The following is a 24716-nucleotide window of genomic DNA, read 5'->3' on the forward strand; positions in this document are numbered from 1 at the left end:
TTTTAATAAAATTAATATTTTTTTAGATAGATTTAAAAATAAATTTATTGTGTTACTATTTAGCTGAATTTATTTTTTGGTAATATTTTTTTCTTGTTTTAAAATTTCCATTGTGGTTTTGATTACTGTATCGGGGTTTAAGGAAATGCTGTCAATTCCGCATTTGACTAAAAATTTCGCGAAATCTGGAAAATCAGAAGGAGCTTGTCCGCAAATGCCGACTTTTCTATGAAATTTTTTTGCTTTTTCTATTGCCAATTTAACCAAAGTTTTAACTGCTAAATTTCTTTCATCATAAATATGGCTGATCAATCCAGAATCTCTGTCAACGCCCAAAGTCAACTGCGTTAAATCATTAGAGCCGATTGAAAATCCGTCAAACAGTTTTGCGAATTCTTCAAGTAAAATAACATTGGATGGAATTTCACACATCACATATATTTCCAGTCCGTTTTTGCCTCGCTTTAATCCATTTTTTTTCATTATGTCTATAACTTTTCTGCCTTCCTCTATTGTGCGGCAAAAAGGAATCATAATTTTTACATTATTCAAACCAATAACTCTGCGGACTTTTGCCAACGCCTTACATTCTAAATTAAATGCTGGACGATATTCTTTGCTATAATAACGAGAAGCTCCACGCCAGCCAATCATTGGATTGTCTTCGGTCGGCTCAAAAATATGTCCGCCAATAAGATTAATATATTCGTTTGATTTAAAGTCTGATAATCTTACAATCGTGTCTTTTGGATAAAACGCTGAAGCAATCGTCGCGATTCCTTCCGCGAGCTTGTCGATAAAAAATTGTTTTTTATCAGCATACCCGCTTGTCAAATTTTCAATTTCAGTTATTTCTTTTGTTGTTAGTTTTTTTTCTTTTTTTAATTTTTCAAAATTTATCAAAGCTAATGGATGAATTTTAATATAGCTATTAATAATAAATTCTTCGCGAGCCAAGCCGACCCCGTCATTTGGAATAAAAGATTCAGCAAAAGCTGTTTCAGGATTTCCAATATTCATCATCACTTTTGTTTTTGGCCGTTTAATAGCTTTTAAATTATGGCGGATAATTTTGAATTTTAAAATCTTGTTATAAATATATCCTTTTTCTCCCTCAGCGCAGGAAATTGTTATTGGTTGTTTTTGTTTTAAAATTTTTGTTCCATTTCCTGTTCCAACCACGCAAGGAATTCCAAGTTCTCTTGAGACAATCGCGGCATGGCAAGTTCTTCCGCCTTTGTCTGTCACAATTGCTGACGCTATTTTCATAATCGGCACCCAATCAGGATCTGTCATATCAGTAACTAAAACATCCCCTTTTTTGAATTTTTTAATATCTTCTATGTCTTCTATAATATTAACTTTTCCAACTCCAATTTTTGATCCAACAGAAGCGCCTGTTAAAATTAAATCTGATTTTTGTAAGAGCTTATAGTCTTCCAAAACATTTGGATTTTTTTGCGATTGCACTGTTTCTGGTCTTGCCTGCACAATATATAATTTATTATCTTGACCGTCCTTTGCCCATTCAATATCCATTGGCTTATCATAATGTTTTTCTATTTTGACTGCCCAATCAGCCAATTTTAAAATTTCTGAATCACTAATACTAAATTTTTTACATTCCTCTTTGGAAATTTTTATATTTTTGACAGGATTTTTTGAATTTTGAGTGTAAACCATTTTTTCGCTTTTGGTTCCAATTTTTTTTGACAAAATAGCGGAATAACCTTTTGTTAATGTTGGCTTAAAAACATAAAATTCATCAGGCGTAACTCTGCCTTGAACAATATTTTCGCCCAAACCATAAATTGAATTTATTAAAACAGCGTTTTTAAATCCGCTTTCAGTGTCAATGGAAAACATTACGCCGGAAGAAGATAAATCTGAACGAACCATTTTTTGCACTCCAATAGACAAGCCAATTTTAAAATGATCAAATTTTTTTGTTTCTCGATAAACAATGGCGCGGTTAGTAAAAAGCGATGCAAAACATTTTTTGCAGGCTGTTAAAATTTCTTGTTCGCCACGCACATTTAAAAAAGTTTCTTGTTGCCCAGCGAAAGAAGCATCTGGCAAATCTTCCGCTGTCGCGGAACTTCTTACGGCCGTGTCTGTTCCTTTTTTTTCGTCTTTATATAATTTACTTAATTTTTTATATGCTTTAACAATTTCTTTTTCCAACTCAAGCGGTAAATCAGAATTTAAAATAAGCTCCCTGACTTTGTGCCCGCGATAATAAAGATTATCAATATCATTAACTTTGAGCGTTCTTAAAATAATTTTAATCTGCTCTTTTATCCCTACTTGCTCTAAAAAATAATGATAAGCGTATGAAGTAATCGCGAAACCATTCGGAACTTTAACTCCGTGTTTTGTAAGCTTGCTGTACATTTCGCCAAGAGAAGCGTTTTTCCCGCCAGCTGATGGAATGTCTTTAATCCCTAAATCCTTAAACCAAATAATAAAAGGTTTTTTATTGTTCATAAATAATTTTAATTTTAAAAATAAATTTGTTTTTATTATAACACAAAAAAACAAGATTTTAAAACCTTGTTTTTTTATTGTATTTTTTATTAAATGCGTCCGCAGGGTAACTAAAATAATACGCTGTTCTATCTTTCGGATAAATAAATATTTTGCATTTTTAATTTATTTTTTCATCCATATTATTATAGATTAGATTATAATATATAAATTTTTTGAGAGGTGAGGTTGGGATAAATTTTATTTAACGTTTGCGTATATCTGATGTTTTGCGTAGCCCTCCCGAAAGTATTTGGGGGGGGGGATAAACTCCGCGGATGCAAATATGGGCGGAGGCTTTTGTAAAAAGCCGTAGTCTCATGTACGCTGTTATCGAATGTAATTAAAAGTTTTTGTTTTGCGCCTGCCCGCCTTGGGCGGGAATCAAAACATTATTTGGAGCTATTTTTTATTTTTTTACCAACCAAAATAATCCTTTTACTATTAATATCTAAACCATTTTTTTTGTAATCACCATAAGCTATTATTACTTTAAATCCATTATTCTGAAAAAAATTTTTAAGTTCAGGCACAACATAATATCTAATATTGGGGCTATTTTTTTGTTTTTCTTTAAGCTCCATATTATTGAAATCGAAATTGTACGGAGCTTTTGGATGTTTTATTAAATATTGAATTAAACGAAATACATTGTCACAATCTAATAGGAATAAACCATTTATTTTTAATATTTTTGAAACATTTTTTAATACTTTGTTAGCGTCAAATAGCCCAAACTCAGAAAAAAACAAAAAAATTTTGTCATACTTTACTTTAAGGTTGATATTATGAATATCTTGATTGTAAAAATTTATCTGCAATCGTTCTTGTTTTGATTTTTCTTTTGCCACATTAAGTAAGTGTCCAGAAAAATCTAATCCATCTATGTCAAAGCCTCTTTTTTTTAGTTCAATCGTGTGTCTACCGTGTCCACAGGCAAGATCTAGAATTTTATCTTTCTTTTTTAAATTTAAAACATCAATTAAAAAATTAACATCTTTTTGAAGCTGTTCTTCGGAAAAATAATTTTTATGCTCTTTTAGGTATTTACCTCGGGAGCTGTAATATTTTTTCAAATTCATATTAGGCTATATTTAATTAGATTTTATCAAATTTATAGTAGAAATGAAAGAGGGCTTGCTATTTTTCAAATAACAAGCCCTTAAGTGTGCTAAGGTCAAAAGCACACCGTTTGGTATAGGTCTTCAACCTTGTCTTGAAAAAAGGTAGGTTCTTCGGTGAGCATCCACATCATCTCAAGGATTGTTTTTCTAGTTTCTTCACAATTGAAGTGTGGAGACCGAAGCTCCCGAGTGACTTGGTAATTTTCACCGCGACATCCACCGCCACAGAAGTACCGGACATCACATTTCGCACAAACTGGATTCATGGTATCAACATCAAGTTGTCGTAACTCGCGCAAAAGGGGAGAGCGTTCCCAAATATCCCAGAGTTTTTCATCTCTTATATTACCGAGACGAAATCTTGATATGGCGGTGTCTGGACATGGGTAGATACTACCATCGGCTCGCACATAGAGCGCTCGATTTGTGCCAATGCCACAGTAGTGGCTCTTGACTCCGCCTGCGATACCCATGATTTGGTTGGCGAAGGTGGAGTTTTGCATTAGCTCTTGGTACGGTAAATTTCCTCGCAGAATTTCGAAGAGTTTTCTGTACAGCGCATGCTCAGAAATGCGAGCGAGTTCATCTTGGCTTTTTCGAGAGTTCGCTCTTCCCACACGCATGAGATTAAGACAATTAAACGCCTTAACTCCCAGTTCGTCCGCCAGTTGCAATGTTTCTTTGATGAGATTGATATTGCCTTGGTGAACGAACATGTTCACTCCAACAAAGATCTCGCGTGATGTCATTTCCCGGATTGCTTTTATCGTTCGTTCAAATGTTCCCTTTCCGCGGATGAGTTCATGGACTTGGGCAGTTGGGCCGTCGAGTGAAATCGAGATTTTAAGATTTGGATAGCTAGCCAATCTTAAGATGGTCTCGTCGGTAAGCAAAAGGCCATTGGAACTCACCAAGACCTTAAAACCCTTGGTATGAACATAGTCGATGATTTCTAGTGCGTCTGGACGAGTAAAGAACTCTCCTCCCGTAAGCCCAATTCGCGAAACATCGTTTTTCCATGGCATAGACGCAAGATCATCAATGAGTCGCTTTAGGTCTTCTGTCGTCATCTCATTACGGAGTGGTCTTCCTGCATTTGCATAGCAATGCCGACATGCAAGATTACATCCTTGTGTCGCGGCAATGACGAGTACATTTTCAACCGCATTGACTTGGAAATTCGGCTCAATCGACTCTGCGGCTTCCGAACTTCTGCCGTTGATAAGAAGAACACCATTATCCCATAGAAGATCTCGGACCTCTTTAAATGTCTCAGATGCTTCTGGGGGTTGAATATCCAAATGTATTGCGATATCTCTGACGGTAGTTTCTTCATCAGCTTCCACTTGAAGGATGTTAAGCACCGTTGCAATTTCCTTCGTAGCCGAAAACCAGTAAGGGCGGGATGGGAATATGATAACTGCCGCATCACCCTTCTCCTCTATTGTTGGCTTTTCAACAAGTTGAGTTTTCATCGTTTGCTCCTTTTTGTTGGATTTGGATAGTAGAGAATGGTGGCGAGAGGAAAATTAAAAATGCCTCTCGCCACCGGGGTGTCCATGGCAGATACTATTCTGCCCTGTAGTACATCGTGCCCTGGGATTCCTTGGTGAGCGCGACGACCTTGCGGTTGCCCTTGTTCAGGATGCGCACTTTCTTCATGGCACCTTCCTCCTTTCTTGCCTATTATCTTTAATCACTCTTTGGGCTGAAAATTCACTATGAATCTTTATTTAACTTTATTGACCCAAAAGAGCAATCTAAAAAATAGGACTTGGGGTTGAATGTTAAAGAGCTAATATAATATCTTATCACCCCCCCCATTTTGTCAAGGGTTTTTGTAATAAAAAAATAAAAAATAGCCCCAAATAATTATCCGCAAAGCGGATAAAAAACTTTTGATTATTTCCGTATAACAAGTTATATGTGAACCTGTCAATTTAATGTTTTTAATAAAATAAAATATTAATATATTTTTTTAATCATAAATTAAAAAATTGTTTTTATAAGTTTGATTTTTTAATAATACCTTTTTAAATTAATGTATTTATTGATTATAGAATAGCAAAAACAGCTAAAAAGTCAATTAAAAAACCGCTTGGAATCAAACAGTTTTTTAATTTTTTTTATTTTCAATTACAAAAACTAACAGCCTTTAAGCGCTTCTTCTTTACTAAACTGCTTATCATATCTTCTGACTAAATCCAGCTGGTCCTTGTTTGCCTCGCCAGCCACTTCGCTCATTATTTTCTCTCGCTCTTTAATAGGCAGTTTGAAAAATTCATTTATGCTTATTTTTTTCTTTTTATTAGTTTTCATACTTTTAAAATATTATATAAATTTTTTTTAGTATAATCAATTTTTATATAACTGTCAATGTAAACATCAAAATAAGAATTCTTGATATTATTGGTATAATCTTTAATTATTAGATACACCTCAACTTTTTCTTGAAACAATGATTTAATTTTTACTACATTATTTTTGGCGTTAATAAACGATTCAACAAATGCTTTTTTAGGTATTTTTCTGCCTTCTATCTTTTCTCGTTTCTTTGTAAATTTCCATGCCACTAATGGCTCCTGATAAACATAACAAATAATTACCTGCCTGCCCTTATTGATAGATCTCTCAACATTGCGATAAACAATATTGAATTTTGAAAAAGTTCCATCAAGCAATAAATTATATTTATTTTTCAGAATATAATTATAGAGAATATCAACTCCTATTGAGGCCGCGCCTTGAACCACATCGGAATTCGCGCCAGTGTAGCAGGGGATTATTTCTCTGATTTCGTCAGCGTCTATTCTTGCAATATCTTCTTTAAATCTCTTAATAAATCTTTTGGAATACTCTGTCTTGCCAGCGCCTGGGGATCCTGCCATAAAAACCGAGATGGGATTTTGTTTGGGTTTCAAAAAATCGCTGTCGGCAAATTTTTCAAACAGCAAATTTTTATTCTTTTTTATAAATTTTTTAGCATCTTCACTGTCTGTTAATGGTCTATTCATACAAATATTATATCACAAATTATTGTAAAACAAAATTTTAAAAATAATTTTTACAAAAAAGGTCTTCCATCGGCGGCAATTTTTTCGGATTACTCAATGTCCTTTCAGGCAAAGACATTAAAAAAAATCAAGAATTAAATTTTTTAGATTATTGATTATAGAATAGCAAAAATAGTTAAAAAGTCAATTAAAAAACCGCTTGGAATCAAACAGTTTTTTTAATTTTTTTATAAATTTTTTTAATCAATTATTTTTTCCATCTCACCCCAATTGTCTCCAATTTTTGCGTCAACGATAATCGGAACTTTCAGCTTTATAACATTTTCCATTATTTTTTTCAGTTCTTTAATAACAGAAAAGTCTAAATCTTTTTTTATTTCAAATATTAGTTCGTCATGAACTTGGATGATCATTTTTATTTCGTTGTTTTGATATTTTTTGTCAAGCAAATTTTGAATTTTAATCATAGCGATTTTTATCATATCCGCGGCAGTGCCTTGCAATGGCGCGTTAACAGCCATTCTTTCCGCTGCTTTTTGAATTTGCGGCATATTTGAATTTATGTCTGGCAGATATCTGCGCCTGTTAAACAAAGTTTCAACATATCCTTTTTCTCGCGCGTTTGCTATTGTCTTGTCTATAAATTTTTTAACATCGTTGAAAATAGCAAAATAAGTGTCAATAAATTCTTGCGCTCTTCCATAAGTAATATTCGCAGTCTGCGATAAACCATGAGGGCCTTGACCGTAAAGAATTCCAAAATTTGTTGCTTTTGCTTGTTGTCGCATTTCAGGAGTAACATCTTCTAATTTAACTTGATTAATTTCAGCCGCGGTTGATTTATGAATATCATCTCCATTTATAAAAGCTCTAATCATTTTTTTATCATCAGACATAGACGCTGCTAAGCGCAATTCAATTTGTGAATAATCCAAAGACAAAAGTTCATATCCTTTTTCAGCAATAAAAGCTTTGCGGATTTCTTTTCCTTCTTGCGTCCGCGTCGGTATATTTTGTAAATTAGGATTAAGTGAAGAAAGTCTGCCAGTGGCAGTCGCGGTTTGATTAAAATTAGTGTGGACGCGTTTTGTTTCTGAATTAATTAATTTTGGCAAAGCGTCAATATAAGTATTTTTCAATTTTTCCATTTCCCTGTTTTTTTGGATAAGTTTGATTATTGGATGCTCATTTTCTAATTTTTTTAATTCATCGGCTGAAGTTGAAAATCCTGTTTTGCCTTTTTTAATTCCATTCGTGGAAATCTGCAATTTTTCAAACAAAATTTCTCTTAATTGTTTTGTAGAATTTATATTGAATTTTACGCCTGATAATTTATGAACTTGTTTTGTTATACCTAATATTTCTTTAGCAAATTTTTTTGATTTTTTTTCTAAAAATTCCGCGTTTATTTTAACTCCGTTTTTTTCCATAATAGATAAAACAGGAATTAACGGTATTTCAATTTTATTAAACAACTTATCTAATTTTTGTTTTTCTAATTCCTGTTTTAATTTTTTTACTAAACGAAAAGTAAAATCAGCGTCTTCGCAGGAATAATTATATATTTTTTCAATTGAAATATTTCCAAAATTTATTTCCGCTTTTTTGTCAGGAAATAGATCTTTTTTGTTAATTTTTTGATGCTTAAAATATTGAAAAGTTATAATATCCAAATTATGCTGGCGCGTTCCGGGATTTAAAATATAAGAAGCGATTCTTGTGTCAAAATTTACGCCTTTTACTCTAATGCCATAGCTTTCCATTACTCCTATGTCATATTTAATATTATGCCCGATTTTTTTTATTTTTTCATCTTCCAAAATTGGCTTTAGTTTTTGAAAAATTTTTTCATCTATCCCAGACTCTTTTTTATCGTCCTCATAACTAAATAAATTGCTTTTGACTTTTGATTTTTGAGTTTTAACTTGCACATAATACGCTTCTTTGTCCTTCCAGCAAAAACTAATTCCAAGCAACTCAGCTGTTATTGGATTAAAATTCTTTGTTTCAGTGTCAAAAGCAAATTCTTTTTGTTTTTTAAGAAGTGATAAAAAAATATCAAATTTTTTTTCAGTGTCAACTAAATTATAATTAAAATTTTTTAGATTGCTGGCAAATTTATCTATTATTTCGTCTGTTGCTAAATTATTATTTTTTTTTGTTATTTGATATAAACGTGGAAGAAGCGATTTAAATTCAAATTTATAAAAAATTTCAGCGATTTTCTCAGAATCAAAATTTTTAAAATAAGCGTCTTTTAATAAAAAATCAAAATCAACATCAATAATAATAGTAGCCAATTTTTTGCTTAAATAAGCGTCTGTTTTATGCTTTTTTAATAAATTTTGAATTCTGTCTTTTATTTTTGAAGATTTTATATTTTTATAAATTCCATCAAGAGTTTTGAAATTTTGCAAAAGTTCTGTCGCTGTTTTTTCGCCAATTCCTTTAACACCAGGAATATTATCACTGGGGTCGCCTCTCAAGGATTTAAAATCAATGATTTGATTTGGAGAAAGCCCGTATCTTTCCTGTACTGCTTTCGCGTCATATAAAATACTGTCATTAATTCCACGGCTCATTGTGTAGACTTTTGTCTTATCATCTACTAATTGAAGCGCGTCAAGATCTCCTGTAACAATAATTTTTTCAATATTACCATCTGTTTTTGTTGTAATAGTCCCAATTAAATCATCAGCTTCAAACCCGGCTTTTTCATAAATTGGGATGTTAAAAGCATCAGCGATTTTTTTAACCAAAGGAATTTGGTCATATAATTCTTGTGGGGCTTTTATTCTTTTAGCTTTGTATTCTTTATATTGTTTATGTCTGAATGTTGGTTCTTTCCTGTCTAATGTTAAAGCAATATAATCAGGGCTGAATTCACGAATAGATTTTAATAAAAGCAAAGCAAATCCATAAACAGCGTTTACTGTTTTTCCGTCTTTAGTTTTAAGAGTAGGGGGTAAGGCGTGAAAACTGCGATGAATAATCGCGTTCCCGTCTAAAATAATAAATTTTTGTTTTTTATCCGCCATTTGTTTAAATGTTTATATGTTTAAATGTTTCTGTGATATTTATATAATATCTCTTTATTATAAAATTTACAAATTTATGCTAAAATTATTGATAAATAATACTAAACTTTAAATGTGGTTATTTTTATTTTTTTTATTGACTTTTTAACTATTTTTGCTATTCTGTAATTAATAAATGCATTAATTTATGATTTATGAAAAAAGTTTTATTTAACGCAACTGATCCATTGGGCAATGAAATAAAATTACTTAAAGAAACTTTTGAAAAACATATTATTATCAGGCATCCTGAAATGAAAAATCATATTCGCGAAATTAAATTAGCTATAAAACAGCCTCTTTATATAGGTAGCGGAACAAAGAGCAAAAAATCAATAATTTATTTAAGTGTTTTTCCCAATCCGAACACTCCTTATATTATTGTTGCTGTTAAAAAAATAAAAAAAACTAATAAAATTATCTTAACCGCGTTTAGCGCTAAAAATTTAGGATTAAATAAAATAAATAAAATTTTATGGCAAGAAAAAAATCCAAAAAACTTAATTATTCCTACTCTCCAGTCACGCAAGAATTAATGGTTACTACTGTTGAGCCAAAAGATTTAGGCAAGGTTGAAAATATTATGTTGGACAGCGATCATTATTTGCAATGGGATCCAAAAGCAAAAGAATTTGTTGGTTTTTTTGTTTTGTTTATTGATGCTGATGAGAAAAAAGAAAAATTTTATAGTTTCCCGCAGACAAAAGAATTAAAATCAATCGGCTTTAACAATTTTTTTAAACAACTTGGAAAAGTTTGTATTAATTAAAATTGTTAGTTGAAGAATTATTGATTCAACACTTAATTTTTTGTAATTGAAAATAAAAAAAATTAAAAATCCGCTGATTTTTCCAGCGGTTTTTTTAATTTTTTACAGTATATAAAAAATCGTTTTTGTTATATTACCGTTTTTTTTATAAGAACTGCGACGAAGCAAAATAAATTCAGGAAAGAATACAATTATTTATTAAATTTATTGCCCACTTTTCTATTTTTTTATTTTCTTTAATTACAAATTCTTGACCCCTGCTAGCAGATTGAAAATATTTTTTTTCTGATTTTTTTGATATTCTCCAAGGATTTGGATGATAAGTAATATCTACTGGTTCAAATATTTTTGGTAATTTCCATTGAGATTTTAAATGATTTTTTTTAGTTAAAATAAGCTTTTCGTTATAATCAAATGTTCCTGCTCCTGCCAATTTTTTATTAAAAGATAATTTTTCTTTTGCAACATATATTGTATTTAATTCGTCATTTGCATATTTTTTGTTTTGTATATGTGGATGATATTTCATCCATTCATTTTTTTTATCCCATTGTATATTTTTAACTTTTAAAAATTCATCAATTTGAAAATATCCAAAAATAACATGCATATTTAGACCAGTAAAAATTATTTTATTTTTAGTTTTTTTTGTATGTCTAAACCAGCCAAAAAATAAAAAAAGGTCATTTTTTTTAATATCTTGATTTTGTAAATGCGTTTGTGCGCTTCCTGTTTGACCAAATAAGGCTTTCCAATTTTTTGGTCTATTTTTTAATATTATTTTATCTATATCTGGATCAAGATGGCATTTTTTTTTAAATCAAAATTATTATATAATTGTTTTATTAAATTTAACTCAATTTGTAATTGATTATAACTATGACTGCCATTTTTTTCTGGGATAGGCATTGATATTATTTTTTTGTTAATTATTGGGCTTGGATATCCGCCCATAGCAGAATCAAAACCTTTTCGGCTTAGGATAATTTTCATAATTATTTTTAATTAAATGTAATGTTAATAATTTATTATCAAACAACATCGCCCATTTTTTGCAATTTTAATAATTTCGCGTATAAACCTTTTTCATTTTTAGATAGCTCCAAATGGCTTCCTTGTTCGGTTATTTTGCCTTGCTCTAAAACAATAATTCTGTCTGCTCTCTTGATTGTGCTTAAGCGATGCGCGATAATTATTGTTGTTCTATTTTTGCTAATTTTTTCCATTGCTTTTTGAATCAACATTTCATTATAACTGTCTAAATTGCTTGTTGCTTCATCAAAAATAAGAATTCGCGGATTAGCCAAAATTGCCCGCGCGATTCCGATTCTTTGTTTTTGTCCGCCAGACAGTTTAATTCCTCTTTCTCCAACAATTGTTTTATATTTTTTTGGCAATTTTTCAATAAATTCTTCCGCGTTGGCGATTTTGGCAACTGCTTTTATTTTTTCTAAATTAATGCTTGGGCAAGCGTAAGAAATATTGTTCGCGATACTATCATTAAAAATTTCAACTTCCTGCGAAACAATAGCAATAAATTTTCTAAAAGAATATAAATCATAATCTTTTAAATTTTTTCCATCTAATAAAATTTCGCCTTTTTGAGGATCATAATGCCTATAAACCATTCTTGCGACAGTTGTTTTGCCTCCGCCAGACGATCCAACTAACGCGGTTACGCAATTAGGATTAATTTTTAAATTAACATTATTTAAAGCTGATTGTTTATTGTCATTATAGCTAAAACAAACATTTTCAAACTTAATTTGCCCATCAATATTCTTTGGCTTAAAACCGTTCTCGCAATTTTTAATATCCTGTTTTTCTTTATCCAAATAATAAAGCCTGTCCACACCCTCGCTTGAATCCATAATTCTGTCATAAAGACGCGAAATTGAAAAAAGAGAAATAAAAGATTTTTGAGAAATAGTAATAACAAAAACAAGACTGCCAATACTTATCAATTTATTCCACGCCAAATATACGCCAAAAATAATAATAATCGTTTCGCCAGAATAAATAATAAAATGGCGAATAATATTATATCTGAATATAATATTAAACATTAAAATAATATTTTTTTTTATTTTGTCAGCAATATAACCTAATTCGCTAATTTCTCTTTTTTCCTGAACAAAAGATTTTACTGTATTAATATTTATTATAGATTGGGCTATTTTTCCATCTTCATCTTCCCATCCATTATGAATATTTTTTCTTATAGGATCAACTTTTTTATTAAGATTTAAAGTGATAAAAATAAAAACAGGAATAAAAAAACTAAATATCAATCCAAAACGCCAATCAACCCAAAAAAGAATCAACGCCGTTAAAATAACCTGAATAAGCGTGGGAGCCACTGACCAAAAAATATCATCCATTAACATTCTAATTTTATCAACACCCCTGCGAATTTTTGAAATCTTGCCGCCTGTATTTTCTTTTTCATGGTAGCTTAAACTTAAATACATCATTTTTTTCTGCGCGTTTTTAATTAAAAAATTTTCAGCCTCAGCAGTAACATAAATTTCTTTTTTTCCAAAAAAATAAGACATTAAAGAATTAATTCCATTAACAGCAAACATTGCAAAAACTAATAAAATAATTTTGCTTATACTTTCGCTATCAAAAACAATAATTAAATCAATTATTAATTTTAAAATATAAGGAGCAATAAATTGCGTCAATTCAAGAAAAATAGTCAAAATCAGCAAAATTTTAATTTGCTTATGCATTGGACTTAAAAGATTCCATAATCTTTCCCAAAAATTTTTCATTTTTTTATTTTGTTCTTTTTTTGACATTTGTTTAAATATTTTTATTATATTTATAATATCCTTTTATTATAAAATTTACAAATTTTGTAAGATTTTTTATATAATAAATTTATCAACAAGCATAGTAAGCCAGAATTAAAATAAATTAGAATTAAAAATTAAATTGTTGTAAAATAAACGCGACCGCATCAATTTTACAACAATTTTATATATTATTTTTTTGACAAATAAAATTAAAAATAGTATTCTTAAAATAATAATAATAAATTTTAAATTTATGCTTTCCAACATAGAAGTCCCAATTTATAAGATGCCCGCTAAGAGAGCTATCAAAATTATACAAGAAAGCAGCGGTAAGCCAATTAAAGAAATAAAAAAATTTTATCAAGGCATTAGCACTCATGAAATTAAAAAGCTTAAGTCAAACTCGCCTTATGCGACTTTTTCAAAAAAAGAAGTAAAACAGCTGTTAAGGGATACACATAAAAAGGGGCTGTTTTTAAGCGAAGAAAAAATAAAAAAAGAATTTAACATTATTAAACAAGAGGAAACAAAACGAAAAATTGAATATAGTAAAAATCGGACGAAATTGATGGAAAGAATGGAAAAATTGAAATCAGGTAAGAGTCCGATTTTAGGCAGAGAAATAGACAGGGTAATAGAAAAAAAACCAAGATCAAAAGATGGAAGAAGAGAAGACAGGGCAGATAGAATAAGAGATATGATTGTAGATATAACATTAGAAAAGACTGAAAAAAAAGATAAGTTTGATAATAATATCGTGGAAAGAAAAAGGGGAGCATCTTTTGAGGGGAAAGATAAAGTTGATAACGCGCAAAATAAAAAAAATATTGAAAAAGAAAAATCGTTTCATAAAAAAGATATAATAGATTTATAAGTAGACTAAATTTTTGTATAGAAATTTATTAAAATTTTTATACATGCGGATTAACGCAGAATTTAACGCGGAAAGCCGCTGAAGATTTATTAAAGCTAATTTATAATTTTTTAAATTTATGCAAATAATTTGGTACGGGCAATCTTGTTTTGTTGTTAAAAGCAAATTGCAAGATCAAGAAATAAATATTTTAATCAATCCGTTTGATTCTAAAAAAATAGCAAAAGCTGATATTGTTTTATTGAACAATAAAATTTTAAATCCCAAGGAATTAAAAAATTGTAAAGCTTTTGTCATAGATAGCGCGGGAGAGTTTGAAATTAGAAATAATTTTATCCGCGGCATTAACAATGATGAAAATATTATTTTTCTTTTAGAAGCTGAAGGAATTAATATTGTTAATTTAGGAAAAACAAAACATTTGGAAAATGGATTAATAAATAAATTGCAGAATGTGGATATTCTAATATTGCCTATTAATAAAGACGAATTTTTTAGTGTTGACGAAGCAGGGGAGATAATTAACCAAATTGAACCAAAAATTGTGATCCCGTCATATTATCAAGAGATTAAAAATATCAGCAAGTTTGCTGAAAAAATGGGCGTTGATATGAAAAAAACAGTTGATAAATTAAAAATAGTTAAAAAGAATCTATTGCAAGACGGAGCAGAAATTATAATAATGGATAAAAAATCATAGCATAATGCTAATGACGCGAATTAAAAATGCGAATGCCGCTAATAATTTTTAGTGTCATTTATATACATTCGCGTATTGGCATTGTATTATTATGGTAGGAATTAATAAAATAGACAATTCAACCCAGCCAGATGGGCATAAACAGCGAAATATTTTTAATAAGGTAGATAAAAATGAAAAAGAAAAAACGCTTTGGTTAAGCGTAATTATTATTAGTTTAATTATTTTTTTAATTTGGATAATTAAAGTTTTTTATAGTATTAAAACTATAATTTGAGATTTTTTTAAGCAAAACTATTAATTTTTTTATTATTTGTGCTAAAATATAATAATTTTTTAAATATAAAAAATATAAAATAAAACAAAAAGTAAGGGGGTGGTTCTTTTCAAAACTTTATAATCTTTTTAAAAAAAGAGGATGGGGACAGAAATTTTTTTATTCATCTTTGATTTCGTTGGAGGAATATATGTCAGATTTTACTTTTATTTTAGGGTTTGGAATTGTTGGGAGTTATTTTATTCCTGATGGGATTCAGACATTGGCAGGAAAGGAGGTGAAACCAAAGGGATTTGTTTTTAGAAAAATGAATCCCGAAAAAGGATTACTTATAACAGTTATAGGGGGAGATGGAAGAAAGGACCATTTGCCACCTTGTTGTTTTTCACAACATCCCACCGAGGAGGAGATCAGGGCGACAAATAACCTTAGGGGTATTATTTAAAAACCCCCTAAGCCTTTGAAATTTTCAGGCGGAGATTTTTTACAACTCCGCCTTTTTTTGTTTGGTTATTTTAAATATTATTATAAAAAAATTTTAAATAGATCCCCCCACTATATAGGGGAGGTTAAGTGGGGTAAAAAATAAAATTAAAACTTAAAATAAAAATAATACCCCCTCTAACTTCCACTACAAGGGGGAGAATATCAGTTTTAGATAATTTTTGAGTAAAATTAGAAAAGTAAATTTTACAAAATTTTGTCAATTGCTTCATTTAATGTTTTAACTCTTATCAATCTTACCCCTGAAATATTTTTAATAGAATCAGAATCAGGAACCATAATATTTAAAAATCCTAATTTAGATGATTCTTTTATTTTTTGCTCTATTTTGTTTATATTTCTAATCTCTCCTCCAAGTCCAACTTCGCCCATGATAACCAGTTTGTTTGGTAATGTTTTATTTTTATACGCTGAAGCAATGGCCATGCAAATAGCCAAATCTGACGCAGTATCAGTTATTTTTATTCCTCCCGTTATATTAAGATTAATGTCTTGATTTGTTAAATTTATATTTGCGCGCCGTGTTAACACGGCAGAAAGAATTTGTAATCTGTTTGCGTCAAATCCGAATGCTCTTCGTTGCGGATATCCAAAAATTGTTTTGTTTACCAGCGCTTGTATTTCAATCAGAAAAGTTCTCGTTCCTTTTAAAATTGAGTTCACGGTCGCGCCAGGAACTTGAATATTTTTTTCAGGAAGAAAAATTTTGTTTGGATTTTTGATTTCTTCAAGTCCGCTATTTTTCATTGTGAAAATTCCAATTTCAGAAGTCGCTCCAAAGCGATTTTTTTTCGCGCGCAATATTTTAAATCCGTCCTTGTCTTCGCCCTCTAAATATACGACAGTGTCAACAAGATGTTCCAAGGTTTTTGGTCCTGCTATTTGTCCGTCTTTAGTAATATGTCCGATAATAAAAATAGGTGTTTTAATTTTTTTTGCTGTTTCCAATAATTTAACAGCTGATGTTCGTATTTGCGCCACGCTTCCTGTTTCATTTTCTATTTCTGTTGAATGCACAGTTTGAATTGAGTCAATTATTGTTAAAGCAGGTTTTGTTTTTTCAATCAAAGCGCAAATTTTTTCTATTTCAGTGTCAGAGGAAAATTTTATGTTATCTCCTTTAATTCTTAATCTGTCAGCGCGAATTTTGATTTGCGAGGGGGATTCTTCTCCAGACACATATAGAGTATCCCTAATTTTTTCAGCTATTTGCAAAGCTAAAGTTGATTTTCCAGCTCCTGGCTCGCCTCCGATTAAAGTCAGACTTCCTTGCACAATTCCTCCTCCCATTACTCTGTCAAATTCTTTAATTTGAGTTTTAATTCTTTCAGCGCTTTCATTTTTTATTTCATTAAAGCCGATAATTTTTCCAGGCTCTGCTTTAACAGTTTTTTCAGTTGATTTTTGCGCGCTAACAGCTTGTTCAACTAATGTTCCCCATTTTCCGCATTCTTGGCATCTGCCCTGCCATTTTAAAGTTTGCGCTCCGCAATTAGAACAGGCGTAAATTGTTTGATATTTAGACATAGAAATTATTTTATTTGTAGGTTTCCCCCTTTGAAAAAGGGGGAATAAGGGGGATTTTATAATTAAATATCTAAAAATCCCCCAACCCCCTTTTTCAAAGAGGGGAATATAGAATTTTTAATGAATCAATTTTTAATTTTCAATTTTTGACGCTGGAGTTATTAATGGATCACCTGAAAAAGTTTTTTCAGAATTTTTTTCATATTTAATTTTATTTATTTGCGGTTGAGCTAAATAAATTTTTAGAATTGAAAAAGCGCTAATCATTGTTATGGAAGTAACAATAAACAAAATTATTGAAATTATAAAAATTAAAATGTCTTTGTTTTTCATAATTTATTTCCCCCTTTGGAAAAGGGGGATTTAGGGGGATTTTAAAATAAAAATTATAATCTAAAAATCTCCCAATCCTCTTTGTCAAAGAGGGACTATATAAAAATTATTTAAAATTAATTGTCCACCCAGCAGGATTTGAACCTGCGACCATTTGCTTAAGAGGCAACTGCTCTACCAGCTGAGCTATGGGTGGAGATAAAAATATCATCCTAAAAATATGGATGATATTTTAATAAATAATAGAAGTTTAATGTTTATAAGTCAATTTGATAGAGTCGTCCTGTTCTTCTGTCAATAAAATATAAAGTTTTTTCGCTATTGTCAACCATTATTTTTTCAACATTTCGTTCTGTTGTTATGATTTTTTCAATTGAATTTTTATTTAAATCTATTTTATAAATATCATCATTTATATCTATGGCATAATTTGGATTTATGCCCATCATTTCTTCTAAATATTGCGGAACTCCGCAATAAATAATATTATTATTATAAAACGAACATTTTTCAGCCCATGTGTTTAAATAGATTCTTTTTTTATAAGTTCCGTGTTTTGTAGCAATCCACAAAGCAGGTTCATAATTATTTTTATTGTTATATACGCTGTATAATATTTTATCGCCTTTTAAATTCCATTTTCCTTGGAATCCATATCCTTCCACGATTATTGATTTAAAGTTTTCATTATGCTGGCCAATTAAATAAATTTCTTGATGGTCAAAATCAACAGGTTCTATAAAAAACGCGACAACCTGATTATCAGGTGACCACGCAAGCTGGAAATTGCCTGCTTTATTTCCCAAATTTTCAATAATCTTGCTTCGTCCGCTATTAATATCAGCTATTATTAAATGATTATTTTCTGAATAAGAGCTAAAATTTTTAGTTATAATTTGTTTGTTGTCAAGAGAAAAACTAAATTCTTCCCAATTTTTTGGCAAAGTTGTTTGTTTGTCGGTTGTAAAATTATAAACAATATTTGATCCGTCAGGATACTCTAAGACAGCTTTATCTTTGTTTGGCGACCATGTAATGTTTTGTACATCATAAAAAGTTTTTTCGCTCATTAAAATTGATTCCCCATTTTTATCAATAGCGTAAAATTTACCGTCATTTTTATTGTAATAAACCAATTTGTCGCCGTTTAAATTCATTGTTATCCCTTTTACAATTGACTCGCTGATTTTTTTTATTTCATTTATTTTTTTATCAGTGTCTTTATCTTTTTTTTCTGCTTGAAGAGAAGCGTTTTTGTTGGCATTTTTATTATATAATCTTCCATTAGTATTATAATTCCGCCCAACATCATTTACAGGGATTATTTCATAATTTGTATTTTTATCAACTGAAACAAAATCTTTAAAAAAGAAAGAATAAATTAAGAACGCGAAAAATAGGCTAGTAAAAATAAATCCTATTATTAAAATAATTTTTTTGTAATTTAAATCAGGAATATTCATAAATTTTTTTTAAAAATATTATTTTTTAATCAACAATTTGTTTAACAGTTTATTTTATGGCTTCCCAGCCGCATTCTATTGGATTAATAATGCAATAAAATATAATAAAAGCGCACAAAGTTATTAAAAGCAATAACAAATTTAATCCGACTAAAATAGTTCCTCGTATATATCCAATTTTAGCTAATTTTTCGCTGAATAAAGTGCAAAACCAATAAATATCAAGCCCTATAACTGCTACTGGAATTAATGCGACTGTAGCCATTGAAAGGAATAACCATCTTATTATTGCTTTTCCAATTATTTTACCAGCTGCTTTTTTTGCGATTTCCCTTTTTTTATTTTTTTGTTCTTTTTTAATTAAACGTTTTTGTATTCTATCTTCTTCTGCTGATTGATAATCAAACATAATTTTATTTTATACTCACTTTTATTTTTTCATTTCCCATTTTTATAAAACTGTTTTTTTTATTTTCTAATATGATATCAATAAGCTGATCTTCTATTTTAGATTGAATGATTTTTCTAACGGCGCGCGCGCCTTGTTCTGGAATATAAGCCATAGAAGCGAGTTGTTCTATTATTTTTTTATTATAACCTAATTTTATATTTTTTTCCAATAATCTTTCGTCCAAATTTTTTAATTGCAGTTTTACTATTTCTTTAATATCTTTTTTATTTAAAGGATTGAAAATTAATATTTGGTCTAATCTGCTTAAAAGTTCTGGTCGCAGAATATTTTTTACTTTTTTATTTATTTTGTTTTTCAAAGCATTAAAGTCAAAATCGTTATTTTCGCCAGAGCCAAACCCGATGCTATTTTTTGAATAAAATTCTTTAACTCCTATATTAGAAGTTAAAATAATAAGTGTATTTTTAAAGTTAACACTTCTTCCATCAGCGGAAGTTAAAATCCCGTCTTCTAAAATTTGCAGCAGCAAATTAAAAATATCTGGATGAGCTTTTTCTATTTCATCAAATAATATTAAACAATAAGGATTGTGTTTCACAAATTCCGTGAGCTTTCCACCTTCTTCATAGCCGACATATCCAGCTGGCGCGCCAATCATTTTTGAGGCGTTGAATTTATCGTTAAATTCACTCATATCAAATTTGATAAAAGAATTTTTTTTGCCAAAAACAAGTTTCGCGATCTGTTTTGCCAGCTCTGTTTTTCCAACGCCTGTCGAACCTAAAAAAATAAATGATCCAAGAGGCCTGTCAGGGTGGGACATATTAAGCAAAGAGCGTTTTAAATATTTGCTGACAATATTGATTGGTTTTTTTTGCCCGATTATTTTTTCATTCAGTTTTTTTTCTAAATTTAGAATATTTTTTTTATCTATCAGATTTATTTGTTCTATCGGAATATTTGTTGTCTTGGAAGCTGTCTTGATTATGTCTTGCCCTGTAATTTTTCCCAAACTGTCCATTTCAATCTGTTCCCTGAATTTTTTAAACACTTTAAATTCTTGTAATAAAATTTTTTCTTGTTTTTTTAAATTTAGCGCTGATTCGTAATTTTCGTTAGCTATATATTTTCGTTTTTCAATTTGAAGTTCATTAGCTTTTTCGGTAAATTTGTTTTGAAGAAAATCAAAATTGTGTTTCTGCTTTTTTAATTTAACGCTTGAAGCCGCCTTATCAATAAGATCAATTGCTTTGTCAGGCAAAAATTTATTAGTTATGTAGCGTTCAGAAATATGAATAGCAGAATCAATAGCTTGATCAGTAATTTTTATTTTATGAAATTTTTCATAATGCTTTTTAATAGAGTTTAGAATTTTTTTGCTTTTTTCAACGCTTGGCTCTTCTATTTGCACGACTTCAAACCGCCTAATCAGAGCCTGTTCTTTTTCAATCTGTTTTTTAAAATCAGCAAAAGTTGTCGCTCCTATCAAACTTAGTTTTCCTTTTGACAGGGCTGGCTTTAAAATATTAGCCGCGTCTAATGATCCGCTTGAAGCTCCAGCGCCTACAATATTATGAATTTCGTCAATAAATAAAATGGCGTTTGGATCGTTTTGAATTTCTTCAATCGCGTATTTTAATTTTGATTCAAATTCGCCTCTGAACATTGTTCCGGCTATTGCGGAGCCTAAATCAAGTTTTATAATTTTTTTGCCAAACAAAATTGGAGGAACATCCATTTCAATTATTTTTTTGGCAAGCCCTTCAATAATTGCTGTTTTTCCAACCCCTGTTTCTCCAAGGAGCAACGGATTGCTTTTTTTTCTACGGCAAAGTATTTGAATAATTTTTTCAATTTCCTCGTCTCTGGCAATTACAGGATCAAAAGTTTCTGCTATTGATTCTTTTGTTAATTCAATAAGAAAATTATTTTCCTCAGGAATCATTTTTTCATCAAAAAAATTTATTTCTTCCAGCGGATACGGCTGTTTTGTTATTTTAGGTATTTGGGAAAATTTGGAAATTGTTTTTAATGTTGAAGCTAATTGCTCTTCTAATCTTGTTAAATCTATTTTCTTCGCTTTTAAAAAGTTTTTGATTTTAGGATTGTTTGCTTTAATCAGAGCGTTTAAAAGATGTTCTGTTCCTATAAATTTATGTTTAAAACTGTTCGCGATAATCGCTGATTTTTTTATTAAATTTATGCTTGATATTGACAGCCTAGGAATTATTTTTTTTTTGCTGTTTAAATTATTGTTGTTTATTGACAGCTCTTTTTTTATTTCAGGTAAAGCCGTTTTTGTTTTTTTTAAAATTTGGTTCGCGAAAGTTCCTTTTTGCGTAATCAAGGAATAAAAAATATGCTCAGGTTCAATAATTGAGTGGTGTTTTTCTAACGCAAGATTATAAGCGCGGGCAATAGCGTCTTTATAATTTATTGTGAATTTGTTGAAAAATTTTTGCATATTACTTTGCATTACGAAATTATAATTATAATCCTCCTTTGGAAAAGGAGGTTGGAGGATTTTTAAAATATTTTATTATAAAATCCCCCTTAATTCCCCTTTTTCAAAGGGGGAAATCTGATTTAAAATAAATTTTATAATTCAAGATATCACATACTTTTTAACGCATTAATTCTTTCTTGAATTGGAGGATGAGTAGAAAACATTTTAGACATTTTGTTTTTAGATCCCTTAAATGGATTTGAAATATAAAGATGAGAAGTCGCGTTGTTGGCGCGTTTTAAAGGTATATTTTCTTTAGATATTTTTTCTAAAGCTTTTGCCAGCCCTTCAGGATATCTTGTTAAAAGCGCTCCGTCAGCGTCAGCTAAAAATTCCCTTTTTCTTGAAATAGCAAGCTGAATCAGTTTTGCGATTAATGGGGAAAGTATTGCTAAAACTATTCCTATAGCAATAAAGATTCCATTTTTATTTCTGTCTCTTCCTCCAAAACCAAATAGTTGTCCTCTTATCATCCAATCAGCCATCAAGGCTATAACGCCGACTAAAATTATAACAATTGTCATTATGCGGATATCATAATTTTTAATATGCGAAAGTTCATGCGCGATTACTCCTTCTAATTCTTCATTTTCCAGTTTTTCAATAATTCCGGTTGTCATTGCGACAGAAGCGTGCTTTGGATCACGACCGCAAGCAAAAGCGTTCATTGCTTGATCTTGAATAATATGAATTTTTGGAGTTGGAATCCCCGCAGTAATAGCCAAATTCTCTACCATATTATATACATAAGGATTTTCTTGTTTTTTAATCGGCTTTGCCCCTGCCGTCCACAGCGCGATTTTGTCGCCTTTATAATAACTGAATAAAGACATTGATATTGAAATTGCTATTGCTATTGCAAGCCCATAATATCCAAAATTATACATTTGCCCGAATATCCATCCTAAAAGCATAATAAAAATTACAAAAACTGCGATAAGAATGATTGTTTTTCTTTTATTAGAATCAATTTGTGAATACATAAAAAAATTACAAATTCAAAATCATAAATTCCAAATAAATTCAAAATTCAAATTTTCAAAATTCAAAACCGTTTTGGATTTGTAATTTTAGTTATTGTAATTTATTTGTTATTTGTAATTTTGGTTTTGGTGTTTATTATCGTAATTGCCATTCGTTAATCCGGACTTAAAATTGCTTATTTCTACCTTATTAATGATAAAAGCAATTAAAATTTTACTTTTGGAGTTTTTCTTTCTTCTTTATTTTCAATTTCAAAAAAGTCTTTTTGATTAAATCCAAGCTGTTTAGCAATCATATTAGTGGGGAATACTTGAAGTTTAATATTAAAGTCTCTAACATTTCCATTATAAAATCTGCGGGCAGCTTGTATTTTATTTTCAGTGTCTGACAGCTCATCCTGCAATTTCGCGAAATTTTGATTGGCTTTTAAATCAGGGTAATTTTCTGAAACAGCAAACAGAGATTTTAAAGTTCCTGAAAGCATATTTTCCGCTTGGCCTTTTTCTTTTGTTGTGCCGGCTCCCATTGCGGCTGTTCGCGCTTTTGTTACTTTTTCAAACAATTCTCGTTCGTGAGTTGCGTAGCCTTTGACGGTTTCTATCAGATTTGGAATTAAATTGTACCGTCTTTTTAATTGCACGTCAATATCAGACCATGCCTCTTCTGTTCTGTTTTTGTTTTTGATTAAACCGTTATAAACAACGACCAGCCATATAATAACAATGGCAATCACGCTTAGAACGATCCAAAAAATTGTGTTCATAAAATTTATAGTTAATTATTAAATTTATTTGCGGTTTTTTTATTTTTATTGTATAATTTTATTAAGAAAAAGTCAAAAAATATGTAAAATTTTAAATTTGCGTAAAAAAATTAAAATTATAACTTTAATTCCAGCGTGGAGGTTGGTTGTTGGAAAGATATTTAAGATTAATAAAATTAACAAAGTATGCGAATTAAAAATATAATGGCAAAAAAAGTGATTTTTGTGTTGCCTGACACAAACATAAGCGAGACAGCCAAATTAATGGAAAAACATAGAATTCATGGAATACCTGTTGTTGATAAAAAACAGGTGGTAGGAATTATTACGGAAACTGATTTTTTTGTAAGAGATTCATATAACTTTCATTTGCCTTCTTACATTAATTTCGTAAAGGATAGCGAGGCAAATAATTATATTAAGGATGATAGTAAAAAAAAAATCAAGATAGAAAAATTTTTAAACATTAAAGCCAAAGATATAATGGCTAAAAAGTGTGTTACAGTTGACGCTGATATGGAAATTAAGAAATTGCTTCAAATAATTAAAAAAACAAAATTACAGATTTTTCCAGTAGTCAACAAAAATAAAATTTTGGTTGGCATTGTTGCTTTGCCAGATATTATTAAATTACTTAAAATATAATTATTAAATAAAATTAAAAATATGAATTATCAAAAAGAAAAAAGGCAAATAGATGAAACAGCCATCCAGGCTTATTCATGGTGGAAAAAAAGTTTTGTTTTTGTTAAAAAAACAAAAATAAAAACTTGGAAAGGATTATCAATAATTACTTTTTTCGCGGGAATTTCAGTCGCTATTATTTTAACTATTTCGGCTGATATTCATATTACCTCAAAAGCCGCCGGAGAAACATCTTCTTTAAGTTTAAGCCCTTCTACAATAAATACATCTCCTGGTGAAAGTTTTAATTTGAATATAATGATAGATACTGATGACGCTGCTGTCGTTGTTGCCAGAGCAATTGTAAATTATGATACCAGTAATTTTAGTTTAACAAGCTATGATATCAGCAGTTCAGTTTTCGCAAGCAGCGCCTGT

Annotated in this window: 24 protein-coding genes and 1 tRNA gene; 8 read left to right on the forward strand and 17 right to left on the reverse strand. The window is 29.9% G+C overall.

Going from position 1 to position 24716, the window contains the following annotated elements; all coding sequences use genetic code 11:
• Positions 1–69: 69 nt before the first annotated feature.
• The 6 genes from ppsA to polA form a co-directional block, all read right to left on the reverse strand.
• Positions 70–2487, reverse strand: coding sequence for a phosphoenolpyruvate synthase (ppsA, locus tag U9O55_04470; GenBank protein ID MEA2089059.1), 2418 nt, complete (start codon positions 2485–2487; stop codon positions 70–72).
• 431 nt (positions 2488–2918) lie between these two features.
• Positions 2919–3608 carry a methyltransferase domain-containing protein gene (locus U9O55_04475; protein ID MEA2089060.1) on the reverse strand — a complete coding sequence of 230 codons (690 nt, stop codon included), beginning with the start codon at positions 3606–3608 and terminating at the stop codon, positions 2919–2921.
• 95 nt (positions 3609–3703) lie between these two features.
• Positions 3704–5125 carry a radical SAM protein gene (locus U9O55_04480; GenBank protein ID MEA2089061.1) on the reverse strand — a complete coding sequence of 474 codons (1422 nt, stop codon included), beginning with the start codon at positions 5123–5125 and terminating at the stop codon, positions 3704–3706.
• 670 nt (positions 5126–5795) lie between these two features.
• Positions 5796–5969 carry a hypothetical protein gene (locus U9O55_04485; GenBank protein MEA2089062.1) on the reverse strand — a complete coding sequence of 58 codons (174 nt, stop codon included), beginning with the start codon at positions 5967–5969 and terminating at the stop codon, positions 5796–5798.
• Positions 5966–6664 (reverse strand): zeta toxin family protein, encoded by a 699-nt coding sequence (locus U9O55_04490; GenBank protein MEA2089063.1) that lies wholly within the window; start codon positions 6662–6664, stop codon positions 5966–5968. Before U9O55_04490 ends, U9O55_04485 begins: the two co-directional genes overlap by 4 nt.
• 239 nt (positions 6665–6903) lie before the next feature.
• A complete protein-coding gene (gene polA, locus U9O55_04495; GenBank protein ID MEA2089064.1) occupies positions 6904–9702 on the reverse strand; it encodes a DNA polymerase I in 2799 nt (932 codons plus the stop codon).
• 194 nt (positions 9703–9896) lie between these two features.
• Between polA and U9O55_04500 the strand changes: the two genes are divergently transcribed.
• Both U9O55_04500 and U9O55_04505 read left to right on the forward strand, forming a co-directional pair.
• Positions 9897–10277 carry a hypothetical protein gene (locus U9O55_04500; GenBank protein MEA2089065.1) on the forward strand — a complete coding sequence of 127 codons (381 nt, stop codon included), beginning with the start codon at positions 9897–9899 and terminating at the stop codon, positions 10275–10277.
• The gene (locus U9O55_04505) at positions 10217–10510 is read left to right on the forward strand and encodes a hypothetical protein (protein ID MEA2089066.1); all 294 of its coding nucleotides are present in this window, start codon (positions 10217–10219) and stop codon (positions 10508–10510) included. The genes U9O55_04500 and U9O55_04505 overlap by 61 nt, the downstream gene beginning before the upstream one ends.
• 175 nt (positions 10511–10685) lie before the next feature.
• On the opposite strand, the gene U9O55_04510 is transcribed toward U9O55_04505, so the two are convergent.
• Genes U9O55_04510 through U9O55_04520 form a run of 3 tightly spaced genes read right to left on the reverse strand, consistent with a single transcriptional unit; the run spans position 10686 to position 13314 of the window.
• Positions 10686–11300 carry a hypothetical protein gene (locus U9O55_04510; protein ID MEA2089067.1) on the reverse strand — a complete coding sequence of 205 codons (615 nt, stop codon included), beginning with the start codon at positions 11298–11300 and terminating at the stop codon, positions 10686–10688.
• The gene (locus U9O55_04515; protein MEA2089068.1) at positions 11297–11503 is read right to left on the reverse strand and encodes a hypothetical protein; all 207 of its coding nucleotides are present in this window, start codon (positions 11501–11503) and stop codon (positions 11297–11299) included. The genes U9O55_04510 and U9O55_04515 overlap by 4 nt, the downstream gene beginning before the upstream one ends.
• Before the next feature lie 38 nt (positions 11504–11541).
• Positions 11542–13314: an ABC transporter ATP-binding protein gene (locus tag U9O55_04520; GenBank protein ID MEA2089069.1), complete on the reverse strand. Its 1773-nt coding sequence runs from the start codon at positions 13312–13314 to the stop codon at positions 11542–11544.
• A gap of 250 nt (positions 13315–13564) precedes the next feature.
• Here U9O55_04520 and U9O55_04525 point away from each other — a divergent pair, with 250 nt between their 5' ends.
• The 4 genes from U9O55_04525 (at position 13565) to U9O55_04540 (ending at position 15607) form a co-directional block, all read left to right on the forward strand.
• Complete coding sequence (locus U9O55_04525; protein MEA2089070.1) at positions 13565–14185, forward strand: hypothetical protein; 621 nt, start codon at positions 13565–13567, stop codon at positions 14183–14185.
• 118 nt (positions 14186–14303) lie between these two features.
• Positions 14304–14885: an MBL fold metallo-hydrolase gene (locus U9O55_04530; GenBank protein ID MEA2089071.1), complete on the forward strand. Its 582-nt coding sequence runs from the start codon at positions 14304–14306 to the stop codon at positions 14883–14885.
• Between the two features lie 91 nt (positions 14886–14976).
• A complete protein-coding gene (locus U9O55_04535; protein MEA2089072.1) occupies positions 14977–15162 on the forward strand; it encodes a hypothetical protein in 186 nt (61 codons plus the stop codon).
• Positions 15163–15352: 190 nt separating this feature from the next.
• Positions 15353–15607 (forward strand): hypothetical protein, encoded by a 255-nt coding sequence (locus tag U9O55_04540; protein ID MEA2089073.1) that lies wholly within the window; start codon positions 15353–15355, stop codon positions 15605–15607.
• Positions 15608–15852: 245 nt separating this feature from the next.
• Here the strand turns inward: U9O55_04540 and radA are convergent, their stop codons facing one another.
• The 8 genes from radA to U9O55_04580 all read right to left on the reverse strand — a co-directional run bounded on the left by radA (position 15853) and on the right by U9O55_04580 (position 23654).
• Positions 15853–17193 (reverse strand): DNA repair protein RadA, encoded by a 1341-nt coding sequence (radA, locus tag U9O55_04545; GenBank protein MEA2089074.1) that lies wholly within the window; start codon positions 17191–17193, stop codon positions 15853–15855.
• A gap of 132 nt (positions 17194–17325) precedes the next feature.
• The gene (locus tag U9O55_04550; protein ID MEA2089075.1) at positions 17326–17526 is read right to left on the reverse strand and encodes a hypothetical protein; all 201 of its coding nucleotides are present in this window, start codon (positions 17524–17526) and stop codon (positions 17326–17328) included.
• A gap of 123 nt (positions 17527–17649) precedes the next feature.
• Positions 17650–17722, reverse strand: a tRNA-Lys gene (locus U9O55_04555).
• Positions 17723–17783: 61 nt separating this feature from the next.
• The gene (locus tag U9O55_04560) at positions 17784–18989 is read right to left on the reverse strand and encodes a WD40 repeat domain-containing protein (GenBank protein ID MEA2089076.1); all 1206 of its coding nucleotides are present in this window, start codon (positions 18987–18989) and stop codon (positions 17784–17786) included.
• Between the two features lie 49 nt (positions 18990–19038).
• Positions 19039–19398 carry a hypothetical protein gene (locus U9O55_04565; GenBank protein MEA2089077.1) on the reverse strand — a complete coding sequence of 120 codons (360 nt, stop codon included), beginning with the start codon at positions 19396–19398 and terminating at the stop codon, positions 19039–19041.
• Between the two features lie 4 nt (positions 19399–19402).
• Complete coding sequence (locus U9O55_04570) at positions 19403–21877, reverse strand: ATP-dependent Clp protease ATP-binding subunit (GenBank protein MEA2089078.1); 2475 nt, start codon at positions 21875–21877, stop codon at positions 19403–19405.
• Positions 21878–22014: 137 nt separating this feature from the next.
• On the reverse strand, positions 22015–22890 hold the full coding sequence (locus U9O55_04575; protein ID MEA2089079.1) for a M48 family metallopeptidase: 876 nt from the start codon (positions 22888–22890) through the stop codon (positions 22015–22017).
• 206 nt (positions 22891–23096) lie between these two features.
• A complete protein-coding gene (locus U9O55_04580) occupies positions 23097–23654 on the reverse strand; it encodes a LemA family protein (GenBank protein ID MEA2089080.1) in 558 nt (185 codons plus the stop codon).
• Between the two features lie 186 nt (positions 23655–23840).
• On the opposite strand from U9O55_04580, the gene U9O55_04585 reads away from it, so the two are divergent.
• Positions 23841–24299, forward strand: coding sequence for a CBS domain-containing protein (locus tag U9O55_04585; GenBank protein ID MEA2089081.1), 459 nt, complete (start codon positions 23841–23843; stop codon positions 24297–24299).
• A 21-nt stretch (positions 24300–24320) separates the two neighbouring features.
• Positions 24321–24716 (forward strand): hypothetical protein (locus U9O55_04590; protein MEA2089082.1); only part of this gene is annotated, 396 nt, incomplete at its 3' end.

Source organism: Patescibacteria group bacterium (genome assembly GCA_034660655.1).
In the GTDB taxonomy this organism is placed as follows: domain Bacteria; phylum Patescibacteriota; class Patescibacteriia; order JAACEG01; family JAACEG01; genus JAACEG01.

Bases quoted from the DNA above. Each gene is read 5' to 3' on its own strand.
- U9O55_04505 (MEA2089066.1), top strand. From the start codon at position 10,217: ATGGCAAGAAAAAAATCCAAAAAACTTAATTATTCCTACTCTCCAGTC.
- U9O55_04550 (MEA2089075.1), bottom strand. From the start codon at position 17,526: ATGAAAAACAAAGACATTTTAATTTTTATAATTTCAATAATTTTGTTT.
- ppsA (MEA2089059.1), bottom strand. From the start codon at position 2,487: ATGAACAATAAAAAACCTTTTATTATTTGGTTTAAGGATTTAGGGATT.
- polA (MEA2089064.1), bottom strand. From the start codon at position 9,702: ATGGCGGATAAAAAACAAAAATTTATTATTTTAGACGGGAACGCGATT.
- U9O55_04570 (MEA2089078.1), bottom strand. From the start codon at position 21,877: ATGCAAAGTAATATGCAAAAATTTTTCAACAAATTCACAATAAATTAT.
- U9O55_04490 (MEA2089063.1), bottom strand. From the start codon at position 6,664: ATGAATAGACCATTAACAGACAGTGAAGATGCTAAAAAATTTATAAAA.
- U9O55_04500 (MEA2089065.1), top strand. From the start codon at position 9,897: ATGAAAAAAGTTTTATTTAACGCAACTGATCCATTGGGCAATGAAATA.
- U9O55_04530 (MEA2089071.1), top strand. From the start codon at position 14,304: ATGCAAATAATTTGGTACGGGCAATCTTGTTTTGTTGTTAAAAGCAAA.
- U9O55_04580 (MEA2089080.1), bottom strand. From the start codon at position 23,654: ATGAACACAATTTTTTGGATCGTTCTAAGCGTGATTGCCATTGTTATT.
- radA (MEA2089074.1), bottom strand. From the start codon at position 17,193: ATGTCTAAATATCAAACAATTTACGCCTGTTCTAATTGCGGAGCGCAA.
- U9O55_04475 (MEA2089060.1), bottom strand. From the start codon at position 3,608: ATGAATTTGAAAAAATATTACAGCTCCCGAGGTAAATACCTAAAAGAG.
- U9O55_04575 (MEA2089079.1), bottom strand. From the start codon at position 22,890: ATGTATTCACAAATTGATTCTAATAAAAGAAAAACAATCATTCTTATC.
- U9O55_04480 (MEA2089061.1), bottom strand. From the start codon at position 5,125: ATGAAAACTCAACTTGTTGAAAAGCCAACAATAGAGGAGAAGGGTGAT.
- U9O55_04585 (MEA2089081.1), top strand. From the start codon at position 23,841: ATGCGAATTAAAAATATAATGGCAAAAAAAGTGATTTTTGTGTTGCCT.
- U9O55_04525 (MEA2089070.1), top strand. From the start codon at position 13,565: ATGCTTTCCAACATAGAAGTCCCAATTTATAAGATGCCCGCTAAGAGA.
- U9O55_04515 (MEA2089068.1), bottom strand. From the start codon at position 11,503: ATGAAAATTATCCTAAGCCGAAAAGGTTTTGATTCTGCTATGGGCGGA.
- U9O55_04560 (MEA2089076.1), bottom strand. From the start codon at position 18,989: ATGAATATTCCTGATTTAAATTACAAAAAAATTATTTTAATAATAGGA.
- U9O55_04540 (MEA2089073.1), top strand. From the start codon at position 15,353: ATGTCAGATTTTACTTTTATTTTAGGGTTTGGAATTGTTGGGAGTTAT.
- U9O55_04565 (MEA2089077.1), bottom strand. From the start codon at position 19,398: ATGTTTGATTATCAATCAGCAGAAGAAGATAGAATACAAAAACGTTTA.
- U9O55_04520 (MEA2089069.1), bottom strand. From the start codon at position 13,314: ATGTCAAAAAAAGAACAAAATAAAAAAATGAAAAATTTTTGGGAAAGA.
- U9O55_04485 (MEA2089062.1), bottom strand. From the start codon at position 5,969: ATGAAAACTAATAAAAAGAAAAAAATAAGCATAAATGAATTTTTCAAA.
- U9O55_04535 (MEA2089072.1), top strand. From the start codon at position 14,977: ATGGTAGGAATTAATAAAATAGACAATTCAACCCAGCCAGATGGGCAT.